The organism is Thermosyntropha lipolytica DSM 11003, from assembly GCF_900129805.1.
GTDB classification, from domain to species: Bacteria; Bacillota; Syntrophomonadia; order Syntrophomonadales; family Syntrophomonadaceae; genus Thermosyntropha; species Thermosyntropha lipolytica.
Window position 1 is genome coordinate 1 of record NZ_FQWY01000027.1, and the last position, 19,054, is coordinate 19,054.

Genomic DNA, 19,054 nt, shown 5'->3' on the forward strand with positions numbered 1-19,054 from the left:
TGGGTAGGTTGCTCACGCGTTACTCACCCGTCCGCCACTAGGTATTTAAGATTCCTCCCGAAAGATTCCTCTTAAATACCCCGTCCGACTTGCATGTGTTAGGCACGCCGCCAGCGTTCGTCCTGAGCCAGGATCAAACTCTCCTTCAAATACTAAATCCTTACCTATCCTAGCTTCCCTAGCTTTTCAAGGCTTTCTATCCTCAAATTGCTCCCGCACGCTTGCCTTGCTGTTCAGTTTTATCAAGATCCCGCGACCCGCTCCCCGCGTCGCGCAAGAATTATATTATCACCCTCCCCCTACTCCTGTCAACTGTTTTTTTTAGGTTTTTTTATCTTTTCTGTCATCATTCCCGTTAAAACCTAATCCTATTCCCGTAAATCCTTATTTTTTATGAAAGGATATAAAAATTCCTTCTCTCCTTTAAAATGAACATAAGTTTGAGGCACATCTCCTATTATTATGGTTTCGGCCAGAGGGATAGTGCTCCTTACTTTTATTTCATCAGCCATAAAGGGAACTGCTATCCTTAATGTATGATCTATTTGAAAATAAATTAAATGACGAGTTTGATTTATACCTGCCTGTTCAAACTTATCCATCACCTCAACATTTACCTGCCCGGCAGGAATTATGCGGACATTAAATCTAGGTCCTGCTGCTGCCAGCATTTTCGACCCTGTAAGTTGCCCTAGCGGTATAGGTATGCTTTCTTCCTTCAGCTCATTTAGGGAAGCAGTTATTTCTATTACTGTATTGCTCATCATTTTATTAAACATTATGGTATTAGGTTGTAGTAAAACCACATGCCCTTTATCATCTTTATGCACTATCACCAGGTCTTCATATTTAATTTGCGCTACCACCTTATCATTTACTATCTTATTTATCATTTCCACTCCTCTAATTTGTGCTTTAGATTTGGCAATTTCCAATAAACTTTTCTGTATCCTCAAATCAACATATATAAACGCCACCACGGCAAGTATTATCCATATTATTATCCATCGCCACTTCCTGCTTCTAAGCCTTTTTCTCATATATATTTCCACCTCCGTGATAAATATATATGAGAAAAATAGCCGTTTGGTGAACACTTTGTAAAAAGCGGATATAATAAAAGTAGCAGAAAAAAGAAAAAGCCGAAGACTAAATCCTCGGCTTTATTTTCGTATATATGGCAGCCGGACAAGGATTCGAACCCTGGCCAACTGATCCAGAGTCAGTTGTGCTACCACTACACCATCCGGCTGCAAACTTCATCTCATTGTCCACGCGTTACTTATTATAATACATAAAATATTCTTTGTCAAAGCCCTTTTAATATTTTAACCAATTATTAAATCTCCATAATTATAGGCAATATCATGGGACGGCGGCCTGTTTTATCAAATAAATGTTTGCTTAATTTGTCCCGAATCTGAGCTTTAATAACCGCCCATTCGGTAATATTACGTTTCTCGCAGAAATCTAAAGCTTCTTTGACTCTAGCTTTAGCATCCTCTATCAGTTCTTCTGATTCACGCACATAAACGAAACCACGGGTTACTATATCAGGTCCTGCCACAACCTGTCCCTGGTCACGATTTATGGTAACTACCACTATCATAATCCCATCCTGCGAAAGCTGTTTGCGGTCACGCAAGACGATATTTCCGACATCTCCTACTCCCAGGCCGTCGACTAAAATCCTTCCTGCCGGCACCTTGCCCGCAATACAAGCCTTTTTCCTGCCAACTTCAATTATACTGCCATTTTCAGCCACAAATATTCGATGACGCGGTATACCGAGGCTTTCAGCAAGCTTGGCATGTTTCATTAAATGCCGGTATTCTCCATGTACCGGAATAAAATAGCGAGGTCTTATGAGGTTAAGCAATATCTTCAATTCTTCCTGAGCGGCATGTCCAGAAACATGTACTCCCATTTCCCGCTCGTAAATAACCTCGGCTCCCTGTCTAAAAAGGAGATCCACCGTCTTGGCCACCAGCTTTTCATTTCCCGGTATAGGAGTAGCTGAAATAATTACCGTATCTCCCGGTCTTATCCCTACCCAGCGGTGATCTGCTGTTGCCATGCGGGTTAAAGCCGACATCGGTTCCCCCTGGGAACCGGTAGTAACAATAACTATTTCCTGGGGGGGATATTTGTCTATATCCTCCATTTCTATCATTATTCCTTCCGGAATATCCATATAGCCCAACCTTTGAGCAATTTCCACATTATTAACCATGCTGCGGCCTATCACCGAAACTTTTCGTCCATATTTAGCCGCAGTAGATATAACCTGCTGAATGCGATGCACATTAGACGCAAAGGTAGTTACTATAATCCGCCCTTCACATTTGCCAAAAAGTTCATCGAACGTATTGCCGACTACCTTTTCGGACATGGTAAAACCGGTTTTATCTGCATTAGTGCTGTCTCCCAGCATTACCAGAACACCTTTTTCGCCCAGCTCTGCGAGTTTTCTAAAATCAACAACTTGTCCATCAACCGGAGTTTGATCAAGTTTTATATCTCCGGTATGCAAAACTATTCCCAAAGGAGTATGCAGAGCAACCCCTAGAGAATCCGGAATACTGTGGCTTACGCGGAAAAATTCTAATATAATATCATCAATCTGTACCTTGTCTCGAGGATTAACTACATGAAGTTTTACATCATTAAGCTGATGCTCCTTTAATTTCCCCTCAATCATTCCTAAAGTAAGCCTGCTCCCATAAACCGGAACATTTATCTCTTTCAAAACATAGGGTAAAGCTCCTACATGATCTTCATGGCCATGGGTTAGGATTATAGCTTTTACTTTTTCCCGATTTTCAACTAGATAGCTTATATCAGGAATAACTACATCTATGCCTAAAAGCTCTTCTTCAGGAAACATCAGCCCGGCATCAATGACAACTATGGTGTTCTGGTACCTGATAGCCAGCATATTCTTCCCAATTTCCCCCAAACCGCCCAGAGGAATTATGTGAAGCCTGGCTTCATGCTCTGACACCTCTTCACCTCCTTATATTAAATTTTCAGCCGCCCTTTACCCACTCATCTAATTATAGACCAAGTATTTTAGCAATACAACAAATAAAAAATCATTAAATTGCCATTATATATATTTTTTTCCATGAAACAACAATAAAAATTAGTAATAGATGAAAAATCTATCTACTAATTTTTATAGATGTTAAATTTTAAAGCAAATTATACTGTTTTAAAAGTTCCGCTAGAAACTCTTTCTCTTTTTCTCCTATACTGGTAAGAGGTAACCTGAATCCTCCCACCTGCATCCCTCTTAAATTTAAAGCTTCTTTCACCGGTATTGGATTGGTAGTAACAAAAAGCCCTTTAAATAACGGGAACAACTTGAGATGCAGAGCAGCCGCTTTCTTTACATCACCACTTACAAACGCATCTATCATCTCTTTTATATCATTCCCTACTAAATGGGAAGCAATACTTATAACTCCATAACCACCTAAAGACATAATAGGAAGGGTCAATGAGTCATCACCCGAATATACCAAAACTTTATCCGGTAAAAGGCGTATCAGCTTGGAAATTTGATCCATATCACCACTGGCTTCTTTTATAGCGGTAATATTCTCAATAGCTGCTAATCTGGCTGCTGTTTCCGGCAAAAGATTAGAAGCGGTACGTCCTGGTACATTATAAAGCATAACCGGCAGGGAAACACTTTCGGCAATCGCCTTAAAATGCTGATAAAGCCCTTCCTGGGTCGGTTTATTATAATAAGGGCAAACCAGCATTACCCCATCGGCTCCTAACTTTTCGGCTTCCCGGCTCAATTCAATGGATTGTCTGGTATCATTGGACCCGGTTCCCATCCATACCTTTACCCTGTCTCCTACTGCCTCCTTAACCGTTTTAAACAGCAGAAGCTTTTCTTCTTTGGTAAGAACCGGAGATTCGCCAGTAGTTCCGCTAACTACAATCCCTTCACTGCCATTATCCGCCAAATACCTGGCCAGTTCAGCAGCTTTGGCATAATTCACATGGAGATTCTGGTCATAAGGAGTTATCATAGCCGTCATCAACCTAGGTGCCAACATTTTTTACCATCCCCCTCTTACTTACCTAATTCAAATTTATCATGCAAAGCTTTAACTGCTGTCTCCATATGTTCTCTCTTAACTAAACACCATATATTGGTATATGAATCGCCTGATTGTAATATAGGTATATCATTTTCACTTAAAGCTTCCACTACCTTGGCCATAACTCCTGGAATTCCTGTCATAGCTGCTCCTACTACGGCTACCTTGGCACAATCAAGTTCTACCTCGGGATGTATACCTATATTTTCCAAAACCTCTATGGCCTTTCTGGTGTTTTCCATCCCCACAGTAAAAAGGATAACTTCTGGTTGAATATTTATAAAATCAACACTTATACCTGCTAAGGCCAGAGACTTAAATATCTTAAGTTCATATCCTTTTTTATCCTGTACCGTACTGATATCAATTTTAAACTGTGAAATATTGGATGTATAGGTAACACCGGTAATTAAATTATCGCTTATTAGTTTAACCGTATCTAGAGTTCCTGTCATTACATTGGCTACCAGGGTACCGGTATGGTCGCTAAAAGTTGACCTTACCCTCAAGGGTATACTCTTTTGCATAGCAATCTCTACGGCCCGGGGATGTATAACTTTAGCTCCTTCACGAGCCAGCTGACAGATTTCATTATAAGTTACCACATTGAGCAATTTGGCATCTTTTACTATGCGGGGGTCAGCAGTCATAACCCCTTCGACATCAGTAAAAATGTCAATAACTTCAGCATTAAGTGCTACTCCTAAAGCGGCAGCGGTAGTATCGCTGCCCCCTCTTCCTAAGGTAGTAATTTCGCCTTTTTCATCTACTCCCTGAAAACCAGCAACTACGGGCACTATACCTTCCTTAAGGCAATTTATGATATTTTTGGGATTTACATATAATATATGGGCATTTCCATGATTACTATCGGTAACTATACCTGCCTGCTGGCCGGTGAAAAATCTTGCCTTAATTCCTCTAAAGCTAAGCTGGCTGGCCAAAAGTACCCCAGAAATAATTTCCCCACATGCCATTATCAAATCTAATTCTCGAGGCGATGGAGAAGGGTTTATTTCCTTAACCATATTTATAAATGTATCAGTGGCATAAACATCTCCTGTCCTTCCCATAGCCGATACTACTACCACTACGCCAATATCATCTTTTTTAGTGGCAGCAATTATATCGCAAACCCTCTTTCTTAATTCGAGAGTAGCAAGCGAAGTTCCTCCGAACTTCTGAACAATTATGCGCAAAATTTAACACCCTCTTAATAAAGGTTATCCTTGACAACAATCTCCGCTATCTGCACAGCATTGGTAGCAGCTCCTTTTCTTATCTGATCAGCTACCACCCACATAGCAATACCATTTTCAGTTGAAATATCTTTTCTTATTCTCCCTACAAAGACTTCATCTTTATGCGATGTATAAAGAGGCATAGGATAAAGCTTCTCCTGCGGATTATCCTGGACTATTACGCCGGGAGCCCTGGATAATACTTCCCGTACTCCCTCCGGAGTTACCGGTTTATAGGTTTCTAAATTTATAGACTCCGAATGGCTTCGGTAAACCGGTACTCTAACTGCAGTAGCAGCAATTTTCAAATCAAGCAGGTGCATTATCTTCCTAGTTTCCCACACCATTTTCATTTCTTCCCTGGTATAATCATGTTCTACAAACACATCTATATGCGGGATAAGGTTAAAAGCGATAGGATACTGGAATACCGAAGGTTTCATCTCTTCTCCCTTCATATAAGCCTTTATATGCTCATCTAGTTCATCAATACCTGCTTTTCCCGCTCCGGATACAGCTTGATAAGTTGACACTACTACTCTTTTTAGCCCATACTCCTTATGGATGGGATTAATAGCCACCGTCATAATTATAGTAGAACAATTGGGATTGGCAATTATTCCTTTATGACTCTTGATATCTTCAGCATTTACTTCCGGAACTACTAAAGGAACACCTTCTTCTAATCTAAATGCATAGCTGTTGTCTATGACTACACAATTATTTTTTACGGCTATAGGTGCCAGCTCTTTACTTATCTCCGTTCCTACCGCAAACAGAGCAATATCAGCTTTTCTAAAAGCCTCTTCTGTCACCTTCTGTACCGTAATCACTTCATCTTTAAATTTAAGTTGGGTTCCTTCTTCTCTAGGATCAGCCAAACATATAAGTTCATCTATTTTAAAATCCCGTTCCGCAAGCACCTTCATCATTTCCTGCCCTACAGCTCCTGTAGCGCCAACTATCGCCATTGTTACCTCTTTTGCCACTTTAAACTACCTCCTGTAAAAAATATCTAATTGCTATTCTAGCATAATAGCTTTAAAAGGCTCAACAATTAGCCGGACCTAAAAGCACCGGCTGAATCTGTTTACCCTGTAAAGCTAAAATAATTGTATCCACAATCTTATCCATTTGTGCTACCAGAGAATTAGCTTTTTCTACTGGATTATCCTGTCTGAACGGTACAAAATATATATTTTTCATATTAAGAAGCATACCTATATTTCTTGCATTAATCCCTAAAGCATCATTAGTAGATATAGCAATTACTACCGGTCTCTGATTACGCAGCTGGGCTTTAATAGCCATTAAGGCAGGGGTATCTACTATTCCATTAGCTAGCTTAGCTATAGTATTACCCGTAGCTGGAGCTACCAGCAAAATATCCAGAAGTTTATGGGGACCAATAGGTTCGGCACCTACTATAGTATTAATTATATTGTGCTCAGTTATTTCCTTTATCTGTTTTTTCAAATCCTCTACTTTGTAAAATCGATTATCAGTTTCGTCTACGGTATAGGAAAAAATAGGATAAATCTCAGCACCTTCTTCTTTTAAAGCTTTAATTTCCGGAATAACCTCCGCCACCGTACAGTGGGACCCAGTAAGCACTACCCCAATCTTAACGCCCTTAAGGCGAGCCTTTTTAGCTTCCTGCACCTTGATCTAACCTCCCTCTTAACCAAAAAGCAACCCCTTATCCATCCTGGTTAATTCATCAATAATCAGCCGCGGTATAAAATCGGCTAAAATTTTTCCTGCCGTAACCGGAGCAACTTTTCCTGGAAGTCCTGGCGCAAGGATAGCTTTTAAGCCATACCTATTGGCAGCTTCAAAATCGGTACCACCTGGTTGGGTAGCAAGATCAATTATTACTATATCGGGATTAGCATACTTTAATATATCTTTGGTCAGGACCATATCAGGTACAGTATTAAAGCATATATCAGTATGGCTTATAACATCGCGTAAACTGCTGAAATCTGCCCGTATACAACCCATTTCATAAGCTCTTGCCAGCTGGCCTCCATTGCGTGCTACTACCGTAACATCTGCTCCCAAGGCTTTCAAAACCCGAGCCAGAGTAATACCTACCCGTCCAAAACCTATAACACAAGTTTTGCTGCCGTGAATAGTTATAGGGGTTTCCTCTATGGCAATCTTGATAGCTCCTTCGGCGGTAGGTATAGAATTCAAAATAGCAAGCTCATCCATTTCTATTACTTCCAGCAGGGTAAAATTGTATTTCTTGGCCCATTCCTTAAGATAAGGTCGGGCTGAGCCTATTATTACCAGAGCATGGGAGGCCAGCCTTTGTATCGCTTTTTCGGTTAACACCAGCTTTTCTTCTGCATATACTGCTCTTACCACTCCTTCATTGTCGGTACCAGGCAAAGGAAGAATAACTACCTGAGCATCCTTGCACGCTTCTTCTGCATTTTTCACGACAAATGCGCCATGACCCACCTTCTCTTTAGGGAAACCTGCTACCACTACTGTTGCTCCCATTTTGACCAGTTCAGATATTAAAATAATTTCGCGGTCATCTCCCCCCAGAACAGCAATTTTTGTTCCGGAAAGTACTGAACTCATAAAAATATCCCCCTTTGGGTCTTTTTTAGGGCTACAATTAATAGCAGTATATGTAAAAGTATTATTACTGGTGCTTGTCTAAGGGGTAGCAAAGGAGGTTAGATAAATAAAGAGAACCCGGAAAAAGCTCCTGGTTCTCTCTTTTGTTCCTCACATTTAAAGCAGGTTTTCCATCCCGTAAACCAGGCCTTTTCTTCCCGCCATTTTCTTTATAACCATCACGACTCCCGGCATAAAACCTGCTCGGTCAAAAGAATCATGTCTTATAGTAAGGCTCTGCCCGGGGCCTCCAAATATAACTTCTTGATGAGCAACCAGGCCGGGCAAGCGCACACTATGTATGCGTATATTTCCCAGATTTCCTCCCCGACACCCGGGTATTTTTTCCAATTCCCTTACGGCACGCGGTGGCCGTATCCCCCATCTTTCATTTATCAGTTCTGCCGTTTTTATGGCCGTACCCGAAGGAGCATCCATTTTTTGATCATGGTGCAGCTCTATTATCTCTACATCGGAAAAATACTCGGCAGCTTCGCGGGCAAATTTCATCATCAAAACCGCCCCAATAGCAAAATTAGGTATAACCGCAACTCCCGTTTCATTGGCATAAGCCAGCTTTTCCAGCTGTTCTAATTCTATATCTTTCAGGCCAGTAGTCCCTATTACACAGGTAATCTTATTTTGTAAAGCTATTTTGGCATTACCAAAAACAGCCTGGGGATTGGTAAAATCGACCATAACATCAGGCTTTACCTCATTAATCAGCCTTTCCAGATCAGGATAACAGGGAATATTAAGACCAGCTAAAATCCCCTCTTCCTTCATATTCGCATCACTGAATTTTACATCCGCTGCTCCTACCAGTTCCAATTCCTTATCAGCATTTACGGCTTTTAAAGTTTCCCGTCCCATTTTGCCCAGTGCTCCAGCTACTATAACCCGTATCTTATTTTCCATATACCTACCTCCCATTCTCCTTAAAAAATAGTTTTATATTATTTTGCCAGCCTAGTCAAGGTTTGCTATAATTGTATACATAAAATGAATCCTGCATTTATCTCCAATATTCTATATATGAAGAGGAGGAATTATTTTGGATAAACCCCTTTTTCATAAGACACTACTTCCCGTCAACGATTCTCCCCAGTCAGAAAGAGCTGTGCAAAAAGCTATCGAACTTTATCAGGCAGGAGTAATTGATAACCTGGTGCTCTTTAATGTCTACGATACCAGCGGGGTAGACATAACCAAACTCCACAGTGCAGAAAAATTAGACGAATTAAGAGCGGAATCTCTCCAAGTCTTGGAAAAATACCAGAAGATGCTTGCTGACCATAACATACCCTGTACCATAAAAAAAGCAGGCGGAGATCCTGCTTCCCTCATTCTTGACTTGATTGAAAATGACGGGCAATTTGACCTTATAATTATGGGCAGCCGCCGGCTCAATAAATTTCAGGAGCTGGCTTTTGGCAGCGTAACCGATAAGGTAACCCGCCTCGTAAACATTCCGGTACTGGTGATAAAATAACCCTCTACCTGAAAAGAGCTTGCGCAAAGCAAGCTCTTTTAAAGTTTCATATATAGTCTGGCTTTTTCCAGAATATATTTTTCTATCTCTTTAACCAGCCTTCTCTCGCTAAAACTTGCAAATCTGGGATATTTTATAACTTTTTCCAGGCTACTGATGAATTTTCTGGTTATGTTAATTTCTGATCTTATAGCTGCTAAAACTTCATTTTCATTATCTATATTATAAAAACGTGCTATATCTTTAAGCACCTTTTTATCATCATTATTCATAGCCGCCACGGCTGCATGTTCAAAAAGTTCATGCCGGTTCAGCTCATACTGGAAAAATTGCCGTATTAAACCTAGCCGCTTTTTATCTTCCCGGCAGAGTAAAATCTGCCGGCTTAAATCTTTCTTGGCTTTCTCCAGCAGCAATACCTTATCCAGAATATTTTTATAAAAATTGCCTACCATCATTTTTCTTCATTCCTAACCTCTAAAACTAAAACATCTCCTTCTCTAGTTTTAGTTCGCTAAATATAAAAATATTCCTCTATAATTTTATAAAACTTTCGCCAACTGCTTTCTATTCCCCCTTACTTGTACAAGCTGATGATTAAATGCTATACTTTTGGTGGTAAAGGAGGAGTTTACATGCCTTTCGACGGTTTTACCATAAAAGCTATAGTCTCGGAACTCAATGAAGAACTCTTGTCAGCCCGTATAGACAAAATCTATCAACCGGAAAAAGATGAAATCATTCTGACCGTAAGAAAATATAAAGGCAGTACCCATAAATTGCTTATTTCCGCCAATGCCAAATGGGCTCGTATGCATATAACTACAGATCGCATGGAAAATCCAAGTGTTCCTCCTTCTTTTTGTATGTTGCTGCGCAAGTACCTGGAAGGAGGGAAAATAAAAGCAGTAAAGCAGGTAGACTTTGAGCGGGTTGTCCATATAGAAATAGAAGCCCTGGATGATTTCCGGGAATGGAAGCCCAAAACCCTGATCTGTGAATTTACCGGCCGCCATGCCAATATAATACTTATCAATCCAGAAACTAATACTATAATAGACGCTATAAAAAAATACGGGAGTGAACTAAGTTCTTACCGGGAAGTGCTGCCAGGCAAAGAATATATAGCCCCTCCCCCACAGGACAAATTAAACCCGTCAACTTCCTCTTTTGAAGATTTTGTCACTTATGTATGGAAAAACCATGATAAAACGGTAGGAGAAGCTCTTTTTAACACTTATTCAGGAATAAGCCCCAAATCAGCAGAAGAAATATGCATAAATGCAGGCATAGATCCTCATATGTCAGCTGAAGAATGCGGGGAATATGAACTAAGCAGAATATATAATAAAGTCCAGGAGATACTGCATAACATAGACAGCAAAAATTATACCCCTACCGTAATCTATAAAAACAGCCATAATCCGCTGGATTTTGCTCCTTTTCCTATAGGCACTTCCCTCCGGGTAGGGACCAAAACTTTCACTTCCATGAATGCCGCCTGTGATGAATTCTTTAAGGAAAAAATGCGCCTTATAAGATTAGAATCATTAAAGACTAATATCCTTAAAAACCTGCGTGAGTTTCTTAACAAGGCATACAAAAAACAGGAACACCTTAAGCAGGATTTTAGCCGGGCAGAAGAAAACAAAAAATACAAAGAATGGGGAGAACTCCTCACAGCTTATGCTCATCAGTACAAAAAAGGAGATACCAAAGCCGTGCTCGAAGATTTTTACACCGGGGAAAAAGTGGAAATAGAGCTTGATCCTCGTTATAGCCCGGTGCAAAATGCCCAGAGGTATTTTAAAATTTACAACAAGAGCCGCAATGCGCTCAAACACCTGGAAGAACTTATGCGCAAAAACCAGGAAGAGATTGATTATCTGGAATCTGTAGCTGTAGCCATAAGAGAAGCCGAAAAACTGGAAGAGCTGGAAGAAATAATCGAAGAAATAGAAAAAGAAGGTTATATCAAGGAAAAAAAGAAAAGGAGCTCCCATAAAACCGGCAAAAGTGCTCCCCGTCGCTTTATTTCTTCTGATGGCCTGGAAATACTGGTAGGCCGCAATAATAGGCAAAATGATATATTAACTCTAAAGCTGGCAGATAAAAACGATCTGTGGCTACATACCAAAGATATACCAGGTACCCATGTAATAGTAAAACTGCCGCCGAAAATAAAAACTATCCATGAAGTACCTGATGCTACTCTGGAAGAAGCTGCTGCCCTGGCAGCCTATTACAGTAAAGCCAAAGAAGCAGACAAAGTTCCGGTTGATTATACCTTCCGCATTAATGTTAAAAAACCGTCAGGGGCCAAACCAGGTATGGTTATATATGATAATTACTGGACTATTATGGCTAATCCCCAGGATGAAAGGATAAAAAAACTACTAGCGGAACAATATACAGATACTTATGGTCAACCATCCTCCTTATAAGCAAAGAAAGTAAGTGCTTATTTTCGCCGTTAAAGGGAAAACTGCTCTCAGGTAAACCCTTCTGAGAGCAGTTTTCATCTTTCTTCTGGCAAATTCTCATCACTACCAGTACAGTTTAAAATTTGAAATTATTCCTTATACATTTTGTCTATAATTTCTGCATATTTCTGGTTAATTACCTTACGCTTGACTTTAAGAGTGGGAGTAAGCTCACCGTCTTCCTGTGTCAGTTCTTTGGTAAGGAGAGTAAATTTCTTGATTTTTTCCACCTGTCCCAGAGAAACCGTCCGCTTTTCGATAATTTCTTCATACATCTTTATGATAGATGGATGTTTTACGATATCTTCCCGTGAATGGTAAGGTATATTATTTTTCTGGCAGTAGTCCTCAAGGATAACAAAATTCGGAACCACCAGAGCCGATATGAATTTCTTGCCTTCACCTACTACCACAATCTGTTCGATAAAAAGCTCATCCCCGAATAAGCTTTCAATCTGCTGGGGCGAGATGTTTTTGCCGCCAGCTGTAATTATAATATCTTTTATGCGGTCAGTTATCTTAATATAGCTAAAAGTTTCCCCATCTTTTTCTACCTGTTCTATCTTGCCTATATCACCCGTTTTAAACCAGCCATCTTCGGTAAAACATTCTTTAGTTGCTTCCGGCTTTTTATAATATCCCAGCATACACATGGGGCCTTTAAGCTGGATCTCTCCTTCATCAGAAATCCTGGCCTGACAAAGAGGAAGCATAGGCCCGCACATACCTGGAATTCCATGGCCGTCAAAACCAACCGCTACCGGGAAAAATTCGGTAAGTCCATAACCTTGTATAGTATTTATCTCAAAAGCAAAGAAAAACTCATTAACATCAGGGGCAAAAGCAGCTCCTCCTACATGGTATACATCACAATTTTCGGTTCCCAGGGTTTTATGCACTTTAGATATAACCAGCTTCCTGGCCACAGCATGTTTAAACCGCAAAACCAGAGAGGGGGTCTTCCGGGCAGCTTTTAAGCGGTAAACTTCCAGAGCTGTTTTTTCCGCCCATTTAAAAAGTCTGGCTTTTAAAGGGGGAGCAGTCTTCAAGCCTTCCTGAATCGTACCATATACTTTATCCCAAATCCTGGGGACACTGCACATAAAGTGGGGCTTTATTTCGGTCACATATTCCAAAAATTGTTTGGGATCAGGACAATAGGCAACACACATGCCTACCGTCATAGCCCCATAAGACCACATGCGTTCAAAAACATGGCTTAAAGGAAGGATAGCCATAGTTACATATCCTGGACCTACATGGGGAAAACGCGTTAAAGATGGATATATGCCGCCCATAAAACTGCGGTGGGAATGAATGGCACCTTTAGGAGCACCGGTAGTACCTGAAGTGTAGATAAGGGTAAGAAGGTCATCAGGATTTGCTTCCTGCAAGCGTTTTTCCAGTTCGGGCTCGCGTGAAGAATTACGTCCGATGGCTATAAGTTCATCTAGATACAGGCTGTCTTCTCCCTCGATTTTTATGTCCCGATCCAGAGCGATGATCTTTTTAAGATATCCTGACTTTTTCCTTATCTGTTTAGCTTTATCATACTGCACCTGATCTCCCACAAAAAGCACTTTAATTTCGGCATCTTCGACAATATATAAGGCTTCTTCGCTGGAATTAGTGGCATAGATAGGAACTGATACCCCGCGCACAGCCAAAATTGCCACATCGGCAATATGCCATTCAGCACGGTTAGCGGAAAAAATTCCTCCCATCTCTCCAGGTTTAAGAAGATCAAGTTCCAAAATCCCTTTAGCAGCAGCTCGTACCTGTTCTCCAAAATCTTTCCACTTGGTGATAACCCATTTTCCTTTTACCTTCTGCTTCAAAGCATCATGCTGGGCAAACTTTTTGGTATTTTTAAGTATAAGGTTAGCCAGGGTTTTATTCTCCCTTATAAAACTATCCAGCTCTTTCTGGTAATCCCTGGCCTTTTTAGGGATTGCCATACCTCTCCCTCCTTTTTATTGCTATTCGTAATAATTATATCATAAATATTGGTTATTGTATTATATAAAACGTAATTTTATGCCTGAATATTTCATAAGGAGATAAAGCCTTATCTTAAGGCACTAGTTTAAAAAATCCCAATAAAAAAGCTGCCAGCAAAAACTGCTGACAGCCCCGGCAATCTTTTTTACGGATTCTGACGATAAACATCAACCAGGCTGTAAACTTCTTCCTGCAACACCTTTTCAAATTCTTCCCGGTTGGGCACCGGCCTTTTTATCATCTTCATAATCTTTTCCAGCTGAGCATCCGTATTCTGATATTTCCCGTAGAGATTTACGGCATAAGCGGAAAAGTCTCTGATAAAGAGGTCAAAGAGCTGATTCATCACCTCATCTTTTACTCCTTCTATCTTGGCACTTTCAATAATCAGCTGGCCATAAGGTATCAGAGTAAACAATTCACCTACTCCCAGCAGATAATCAAAATCTTCCATCTGTTTGGCCAAATCCTGTCCAGAAACCATAAGGTACTCTTTGAAAGCTTCAATCTGTTCCATGAATATCTTAACATTAGGCAGATGAGATACGCTGTTGTAAGCAATATTATAATCATGGAACCTGGTCTTGGCATAACCACGGGTAGGTCCCTGCCGGAACAGGAAATCATCATTGCGATTGTCAGTTATTCTGCCAAATTCTTCAAAAGGCTGGGGCATAAACATATAGCTAGGAATAAGTTTAGCTACCAGAGCCATGTTTACATGACGGGTTCCTTCCAGTTTAGGATATCCTTTTATTTCTACCGCTGCCTGTTCAAAGTAGGTATCTTTTTCAAACCCCTTGGCAGCTATAATATCAAATAGCTGCTCAATAGTTCTTTCCGCCTCGGTAGAAACCTTCATTTTCATCAAAGGATTGTAGAGGAGATACCTTTTGTCATTTTCATTAGCCATCCGCATATAATCAGTAGCTCTAAGACCAAAAAGTTTCATAGCTATGAGGCGCAACCAGGAATCCATGAAAAGACGCCTGATATGCGGAAAATCGGTAACCCTTTTGCCATAAATTATACGGTGATAAGCATGGTTTAAAGCTTCATAGAAGGCATGAGTAGCGACCCCGGTAGATCCCGAGCCTATATTAAATTTACAGATATTTATCGTATTGAGCATATCATCCCATGCTTTCTGGCCACGGGAGAGGATATCAGCTTCTGTTATAGGATAATCATGCAAAATAAATTCGGCCACAAACTGCTGGTTAAAATCGATGATATTTTTTACACATTCAAATCTCGGATGCTGGGAATCAACCAGGAAAAATACATATTCTCCGGTATCAGCAAATTTGCCAAAAACTGATATTATATTAGCAACATTTCCATTACCTATGTAGTATTTTCTGCCTCTCGCTACATAGGTTCCATCTCCTTGAGGATAAAGCATAGTTTCCGTGGAATAAATGTCGGCACCGTGTTCCTGTTCCGAAAGGCCAAAGGCACAGAGGGGATTTTCTTTCAATATTCTGGCCGCTCTATGTTTGGCTTCTTCATTGTCACCCAGCAGGACAGGAATCAATCCTAGATGGGACACATGGAAGGTGTACCAGTAGCCACTGCCATAGAAACCGCATATTTCCGAAAACTCATAAAGACGGTAGGTGCTGTAATACTGATTCGGGTCAGAGCCATATCCTTTAGGTAGAAACAAGGTTTCAAAAAATCCTTCTTTGGTTACGAATTCTTTGAAATCATTGCAGAATTCGCGATTGTGGTAGGCTTCTTTTTGCGCTGCCAGCCCTTTGTTTTCAAACCATTCAATCGTCTTGAGCATAATTTCTTTTGAACGCTCATCCGGATAGTTTCTATCCCGGTACTGTTTGGGATTAAGCAATAAGTTCACATTAAAACCTCCCCGCAATAAAATTTCCTCACCAGCAATTTATTACTAATCGAAAATTCTTATTCATATTATATCACACAAAACAGATTTTAATAGTAATTTATTAAATAAATTTGCCAAAAAAATAAACCGGGCCTTCTGCCCGGCTCTCTCCCCACTTATATAACCTCTACCGTCCCATCATCATGTCTTAGAACCTGATTACCTTCTTCCAGTATATATATCTTGCGGTTTTTATGATCAACTGCCACATCCCTGTTTATCAGAGTAGTAATCTCTTTTGGGGTTATCAGGGTCCTTATGCGCACACCATTGTCATAGTATTGAATATAAAGCTCGCGGCCATCTTTTACTACTTTATCCTGCACACAGCGTTTATACGGTTTCAAAAAAACATATTCATAACCGCCTTCTACAAACTCCAGCTCCTGTCCATTCAAAAAAACCCGCAAAAACCTCACCCCTGGCCATAAAATTTAGCTGCGGCTCCCTGGTTTAACTGCCGGTATCAGTCCTTCCCGGCATAACGGACAGTTATCAGGTTCAAAGGATTCAATATGCATAGTAAGTACAGCTTCTTTGCGCACGCCAAAATCTACACTGCCTCCACTCCGATCTACCAGTACCCCCACCCCAACTACTATTCCTCCGCTTTTTTCAACTACTTCGATAACTTCGCGTACTGAACCGCCGGTAGTCACTACATCTTCTACCACCAGAACCTTTTGCCCCGGTTTTATGGTAAAACCGCGCCTGAGCTGCATAATCCCGTCTTTTCTCTCGGTAAAAATAGCCGGAACTCCAAACTGCCTTCCTACTTCATAAGCAACAATAATCCCCCCCATAGCCGGCCCGATTACGATATCAACATTTTCTCCCTGGAATTTTTCCGCTAAATGCCGGGCCAGCTTTTCCGTGTACTGGGGATATTGAAGAACTAGAGCACACTGCATGTACTGATTGCTGTGACGCCCGGAAGTAAGTATAAAATGTCCATTTAGCAAAGCCCCTGCCTGGGTAAAAATTTTTACTGCTTCTTCATGGGTCAGCATAGATTACCCCTCCAGTTCTTTTATAATTTTTTGCGCCGCTTCTTTGGGATTATCAGCTTTCGTTATCGGCCTTCCTATCACCATATAATCAGCTCCTAATTCCAGGGCTTCTTTGGGGGTGGTTATCCTTTTCTGGTCATTTTTTTCCGACCAGGCTGGCCGTATACCGGGAGTTACTATTTTGAAATCAGGCCCGCAGGCTTCTCTTATCGCTCTAATTTCATGCGGAGAACATACAACCCCTTTTATACCTGCTTCCTTAGCCATAACTGCCCATCTTACAGCTACCTCTTCTACCTGCAAGCCCTTAATCAGCATATCTTCTTCCAGTTCTCTCTGGGAAATACTGGTGAGAACTGTAACCGCCAGGGTAATAGGAGGAATGAGGCCTAAATTTTGCGCTTCTTTTTCTACTTCCTCCGCCAGCTTTCTCATCATTTCCCTTCCCCCGGCAGCATGTACATTAAACATATAACATCCCAGGCGTGTCATAACCTTACCTGCTTCAGCTACCGTATTAGGAATATCATGAAACTTCAAATCAACAAAAACCCGCCCTCCCAGATCATTTACTGCCTTTACTATATCCGGACCGGTGCTGTTAAAAAGCTGCATTCCTATCTTAAAAGCCCCCACATGATCTTTTAATTCTTTTACCAGCTGTAAGGCTTCTTCCCTGGTGGCTACATCCAGGGCCAGTATAATCCTTTCTTTTGCCTGCAAAAAAATTACCTCCTTTAACATTATAAACCTTATCGGCGTATAATGTATTTTTTATTTTACATACTTTACATTAACGTAATATCATTATATATTTTTATACATATTACCTTATTAAACTATGGGGAGGGATTAAATCCATGGCTAACCGCTGGCATCGCGAATACCAGCAAAAACTTACTACGGCTGATGAAGCAATAAAGCTTATAAAAGATGGTGACCATGTCTACTGTGCCCTGTGTGCTGGAGAACCTCCTGCCCTTTTGGAAGCTATAGGCCAAAATGCCAGGTCTTTTAACAATGTGACTATTATGCAAATGCTTCCTACCCGGGAATATACCTATCTTACCCCGGAAAATGTACCTCATGTACGCCATAATTCCTGGTTTTCCGGCAAAAAAACCCGGCAAGCAGTCAATGAAGGATGGGCCGATTATACACCACAGCACTTCCATGATGCCTGTTACCTCATGCGAGACGGCCTGGTACCGCTTGATGTATATATCGCCGCTGTAAGCCCCATGGACGACCGCGGATATTTTTCCCTGGGGGCTTCCGTATGTTATGCCTTTGAGGCCATAAAAAGAGCGCGCACCGTCATATTTGAAGTTAATGCCAACATGCCTAAAACCTACGGCAACACCTTTGTACATATTTCCGAAGTAGACTGTATTATAGAGAACACCTGTCCCATGCCGCAAATAAAATCGGCCATGCCCGATGAAATTCAAAAGCAAATCGGCTACCATATTGCTGAACTAATTGAGGATGCCTCCACGGTTCAACTGGGCTTTGGCGCTATTCCCATGGCTATGTCCGAGTTTCTCAAGGAGAAAAAGGATTTAGGGATCCACACTGAAATACTGGTTGATGCCATGGTAGACCTGGTAGAATGTGGCGCCGTCACCAACCACAAAAAATCTATTCATAAAGGGAAAATCATCGGCACCACCCTGGTAGGAACAGATAAGATATATAATTACTGCCACGAAAATCCTCTGGTAGAACTATATCCTGTTGATTATACCAATGATGTAAGAACTATTGCCGCCAACTACAAAATGACAGCTATAAATGCCACCCTGGAAGTTGACCTTTTCGGCCAGTGCGTTTCAGAGGCTATTGGTTACCAGCATTACAGCGGGTCCGGCGGGCAGGTTGATTTCTGCCGGGGAGCAGTCAAAGCTCCCGAAGGCAAAGCTATTTTAGCCCTTCCTTCCACAGCCAAGAACCACACTATTTCCCGAATAGTTCCCTGTCTCAAGCCAGGAGCAGTAGTAACCGTAGGGCGCAATGATGTCGATTATATCGTAACCGAATATGGTGCGGTAAGGCTGCGCGGCAAGTCGCAAAAACAGAGGGCTGAACTTTTAATATCCATTGCCCATCCGAATTTCCGCGACGAACTTAAATTCCATGCCCGCAAAATGAACCTCATATGATATAAGGTGC

General features: G+C 41.0%; 17 protein-coding genes, 1 tRNA gene and 1 rRNA gene. 3 read left to right on the forward strand and 16 right to left on the reverse strand.

Annotation, left to right across the window (positions count from 1 at the left end):
* The 10 genes from BUB92_RS07825 to dapB form a co-directional block, all read right to left on the reverse strand.
* Nucleotides 1-149: ribosomal RNA gene (locus BUB92_RS07825) — 16S ribosomal RNA — on the reverse strand; the annotation flags it as partial.
* A gap of 219 nt (nucleotides 150-368) precedes the next feature.
* Nucleotides 369-1,040, reverse strand: coding sequence for a sporulation protein YunB (gene yunB, locus BUB92_RS07830; protein ID WP_073092499.1), 672 nt, complete (start codon nucleotides 1,038-1,040; stop codon nucleotides 369-371).
* A 138-nt stretch (nucleotides 1,041-1,178) separates the two neighbouring features.
* Nucleotides 1,179-1,252: transfer RNA gene (locus BUB92_RS07835), tRNA-Gln, on the reverse strand.
* Between the two features lie 87 nt (nucleotides 1,253-1,339).
* A complete protein-coding gene (locus tag BUB92_RS07840) occupies nucleotides 1,340-3,004 on the reverse strand; it encodes a ribonuclease J (RefSeq protein ID WP_073092502.1) in 1,665 nt (554 codons plus the stop codon).
* Nucleotides 3,005-3,194: 190 nt separating this feature from the next.
* On the reverse strand, nucleotides 3,195-4,073 hold the full coding sequence (gene dapA, locus BUB92_RS07845) for a 4-hydroxy-tetrahydrodipicolinate synthase (RefSeq protein WP_073092506.1): 879 nt from the start codon (nucleotides 4,071-4,073) through the stop codon (nucleotides 3,195-3,197).
* A gap of 17 nt (nucleotides 4,074-4,090) precedes the next feature.
* Nucleotides 4,091-5,317: an aspartate kinase gene (gene dapG / locus BUB92_RS07850; protein WP_073092509.1), complete on the reverse strand. Its 1,227-nt coding sequence runs from the start codon at nucleotides 5,315-5,317 to the stop codon at nucleotides 4,091-4,093.
* Between the two features lie 14 nt (nucleotides 5,318-5,331).
* Entirely contained in the window at nucleotides 5,332-6,330 is a 999-nt protein-coding gene (gene asd, locus BUB92_RS07855) for an aspartate-semialdehyde dehydrogenase (protein ID WP_073092568.1), read from the reverse strand.
* Between the two features lie 79 nt (nucleotides 6,331-6,409).
* A complete protein-coding gene (locus BUB92_RS07860) occupies nucleotides 6,410-7,021 on the reverse strand; it encodes a dipicolinate synthase subunit B (RefSeq protein ID WP_073092512.1) in 612 nt (203 codons plus the stop codon).
* An 18-nt stretch (nucleotides 7,022-7,039) separates the two neighbouring features.
* Nucleotides 7,040-7,954, reverse strand: a complete 915-nt coding sequence (gene dpsA, locus BUB92_RS07865; protein ID WP_073092515.1) for a dipicolinate synthase subunit DpsA — start codon at nucleotides 7,952-7,954, stop codon at nucleotides 7,040-7,042.
* Nucleotides 7,955-8,110: 156 nt separating this feature from the next.
* On the reverse strand, nucleotides 8,111-8,911 hold the full coding sequence (gene dapB, locus BUB92_RS07870; RefSeq protein WP_073092518.1) for a 4-hydroxy-tetrahydrodipicolinate reductase: 801 nt from the start codon (nucleotides 8,909-8,911) through the stop codon (nucleotides 8,111-8,113).
* Between the two features lie 136 nt (nucleotides 8,912-9,047).
* Here dapB and BUB92_RS07875 point away from each other — a divergent pair, with 136 nt between their 5' ends.
* Nucleotides 9,048-9,485 (forward strand): universal stress protein, encoded by a 438-nt coding sequence (locus tag BUB92_RS07875; RefSeq protein WP_073092523.1) that lies wholly within the window; start codon nucleotides 9,048-9,050, stop codon nucleotides 9,483-9,485.
* A gap of 38 nt (nucleotides 9,486-9,523) precedes the next feature.
* Here BUB92_RS07875 and BUB92_RS07880 read toward each other — a convergent pair whose 3' ends face one another.
* A complete protein-coding gene (locus BUB92_RS07880; protein WP_073092526.1) occupies nucleotides 9,524-9,943 on the reverse strand; it encodes a hypothetical protein in 420 nt (139 codons plus the stop codon).
* Nucleotides 9,944-10,120: 177 nt separating this feature from the next.
* On the opposite strand from BUB92_RS07880, the gene BUB92_RS07885 reads away from it, so the two are divergent.
* The gene (locus BUB92_RS07885; protein ID WP_073092529.1) at nucleotides 10,121-11,929 is read left to right on the forward strand and encodes an Rqc2 family fibronectin-binding protein; all 1,809 of its coding nucleotides are present in this window, start codon (nucleotides 10,121-10,123) and stop codon (nucleotides 11,927-11,929) included.
* A 128-nt stretch (nucleotides 11,930-12,057) separates the two neighbouring features.
* On the opposite strand, the gene BUB92_RS07890 is transcribed toward BUB92_RS07885, so the two are convergent.
* The 5 genes from BUB92_RS07890 to pyrF all read right to left on the reverse strand — a co-directional run bounded on the left by BUB92_RS07890 (nucleotide 12,058) and on the right by pyrF (nucleotide 17,605).
* Nucleotides 12,058-13,926, reverse strand: a complete 1,869-nt coding sequence (locus BUB92_RS07890) for an AMP-dependent synthetase/ligase (protein WP_084728412.1) — start codon at nucleotides 13,924-13,926, stop codon at nucleotides 12,058-12,060.
* A gap of 188 nt (nucleotides 13,927-14,114) precedes the next feature.
* Entirely contained in the window at nucleotides 14,115-15,830 is a 1,716-nt protein-coding gene (locus BUB92_RS07895) for an acyl-CoA dehydrogenase family protein (protein WP_073092532.1), read from the reverse strand.
* Between the two features lie 158 nt (nucleotides 15,831-15,988).
* Nucleotides 15,989-16,282: a hypothetical protein gene (locus BUB92_RS07900; RefSeq protein ID WP_073092535.1), complete on the reverse strand. Its 294-nt coding sequence runs from the start codon at nucleotides 16,280-16,282 to the stop codon at nucleotides 15,989-15,991.
* Between the two features lie 24 nt (nucleotides 16,283-16,306).
* Complete coding sequence (gene pyrE / locus BUB92_RS07905) at nucleotides 16,307-16,882, reverse strand: orotate phosphoribosyltransferase (RefSeq protein WP_073092538.1); 576 nt, start codon at nucleotides 16,880-16,882, stop codon at nucleotides 16,307-16,309.
* Between the two features lie 3 nt (nucleotides 16,883-16,885).
* Nucleotides 16,886-17,605 (reverse strand): orotidine-5'-phosphate decarboxylase, encoded by a 720-nt coding sequence (gene pyrF / locus BUB92_RS07910; RefSeq protein WP_143156901.1) that lies wholly within the window; start codon nucleotides 17,603-17,605, stop codon nucleotides 16,886-16,888.
* A 137-nt stretch (nucleotides 17,606-17,742) separates the two neighbouring features.
* On the opposite strand from pyrF, the gene BUB92_RS07915 reads away from it, so the two are divergent.
* On the forward strand, nucleotides 17,743-19,044 hold the full coding sequence (locus tag BUB92_RS07915) for an acetyl-CoA hydrolase/transferase family protein (RefSeq protein WP_073092544.1): 1,302 nt from the start codon (nucleotides 17,743-17,745) through the stop codon (nucleotides 19,042-19,044).
* Nucleotides 19,045-19,054: the final 10 nt, after the last annotated feature.

Bases quoted from the DNA above. Each gene is read 5' to 3' on its own strand.
- yunB (WP_073092499.1), bottom strand. From the start codon at position 1,040: ATGAGAAAAAGGCTTAGAAGCAGGAAGTGGCGATGGATAATAATATGG.
- dapA (WP_073092506.1), bottom strand. From the start codon at position 4,073: ATGTTGGCACCTAGGTTGATGACGGCTATGATAACTCCTTATGACCAG.
- asd (WP_073092568.1), bottom strand. From the start codon at position 6,330: ATGGCGATAGTTGGCGCTACAGGAGCTGTAGGGCAGGAAATGATGAAG.
- dpsA (WP_073092515.1), bottom strand. From the start codon at position 7,954: ATGAGTTCAGTACTTTCCGGAACAAAAATTGCTGTTCTGGGGGGAGAT.
- dapB (WP_073092518.1), bottom strand. From the start codon at position 8,911: ATGGAAAATAAGATACGGGTTATAGTAGCTGGAGCACTGGGCAAAATG.
- BUB92_RS07880 (WP_073092526.1), bottom strand. From the start codon at position 9,943: ATGATGGTAGGCAATTTTTATAAAAATATTCTGGATAAGGTATTGCTG.
- BUB92_RS07885 (WP_073092529.1), top strand. From the start codon at position 10,121: ATGCCTTTCGACGGTTTTACCATAAAAGCTATAGTCTCGGAACTCAAT.
- BUB92_RS07890 (WP_084728412.1), bottom strand. From the start codon at position 13,926: ATGGCAATCCCTAAAAAGGCCAGGGATTACCAGAAAGAGCTGGATAGT.
- pyrE (WP_073092538.1), bottom strand. From the start codon at position 16,882: ATGCTGACCCATGAAGAAGCAGTAAAAATTTTTACCCAGGCAGGGGCT.
- BUB92_RS07915 (WP_073092544.1), top strand. From the start codon at position 17,743: ATGGCTAACCGCTGGCATCGCGAATACCAGCAAAAACTTACTACGGCT.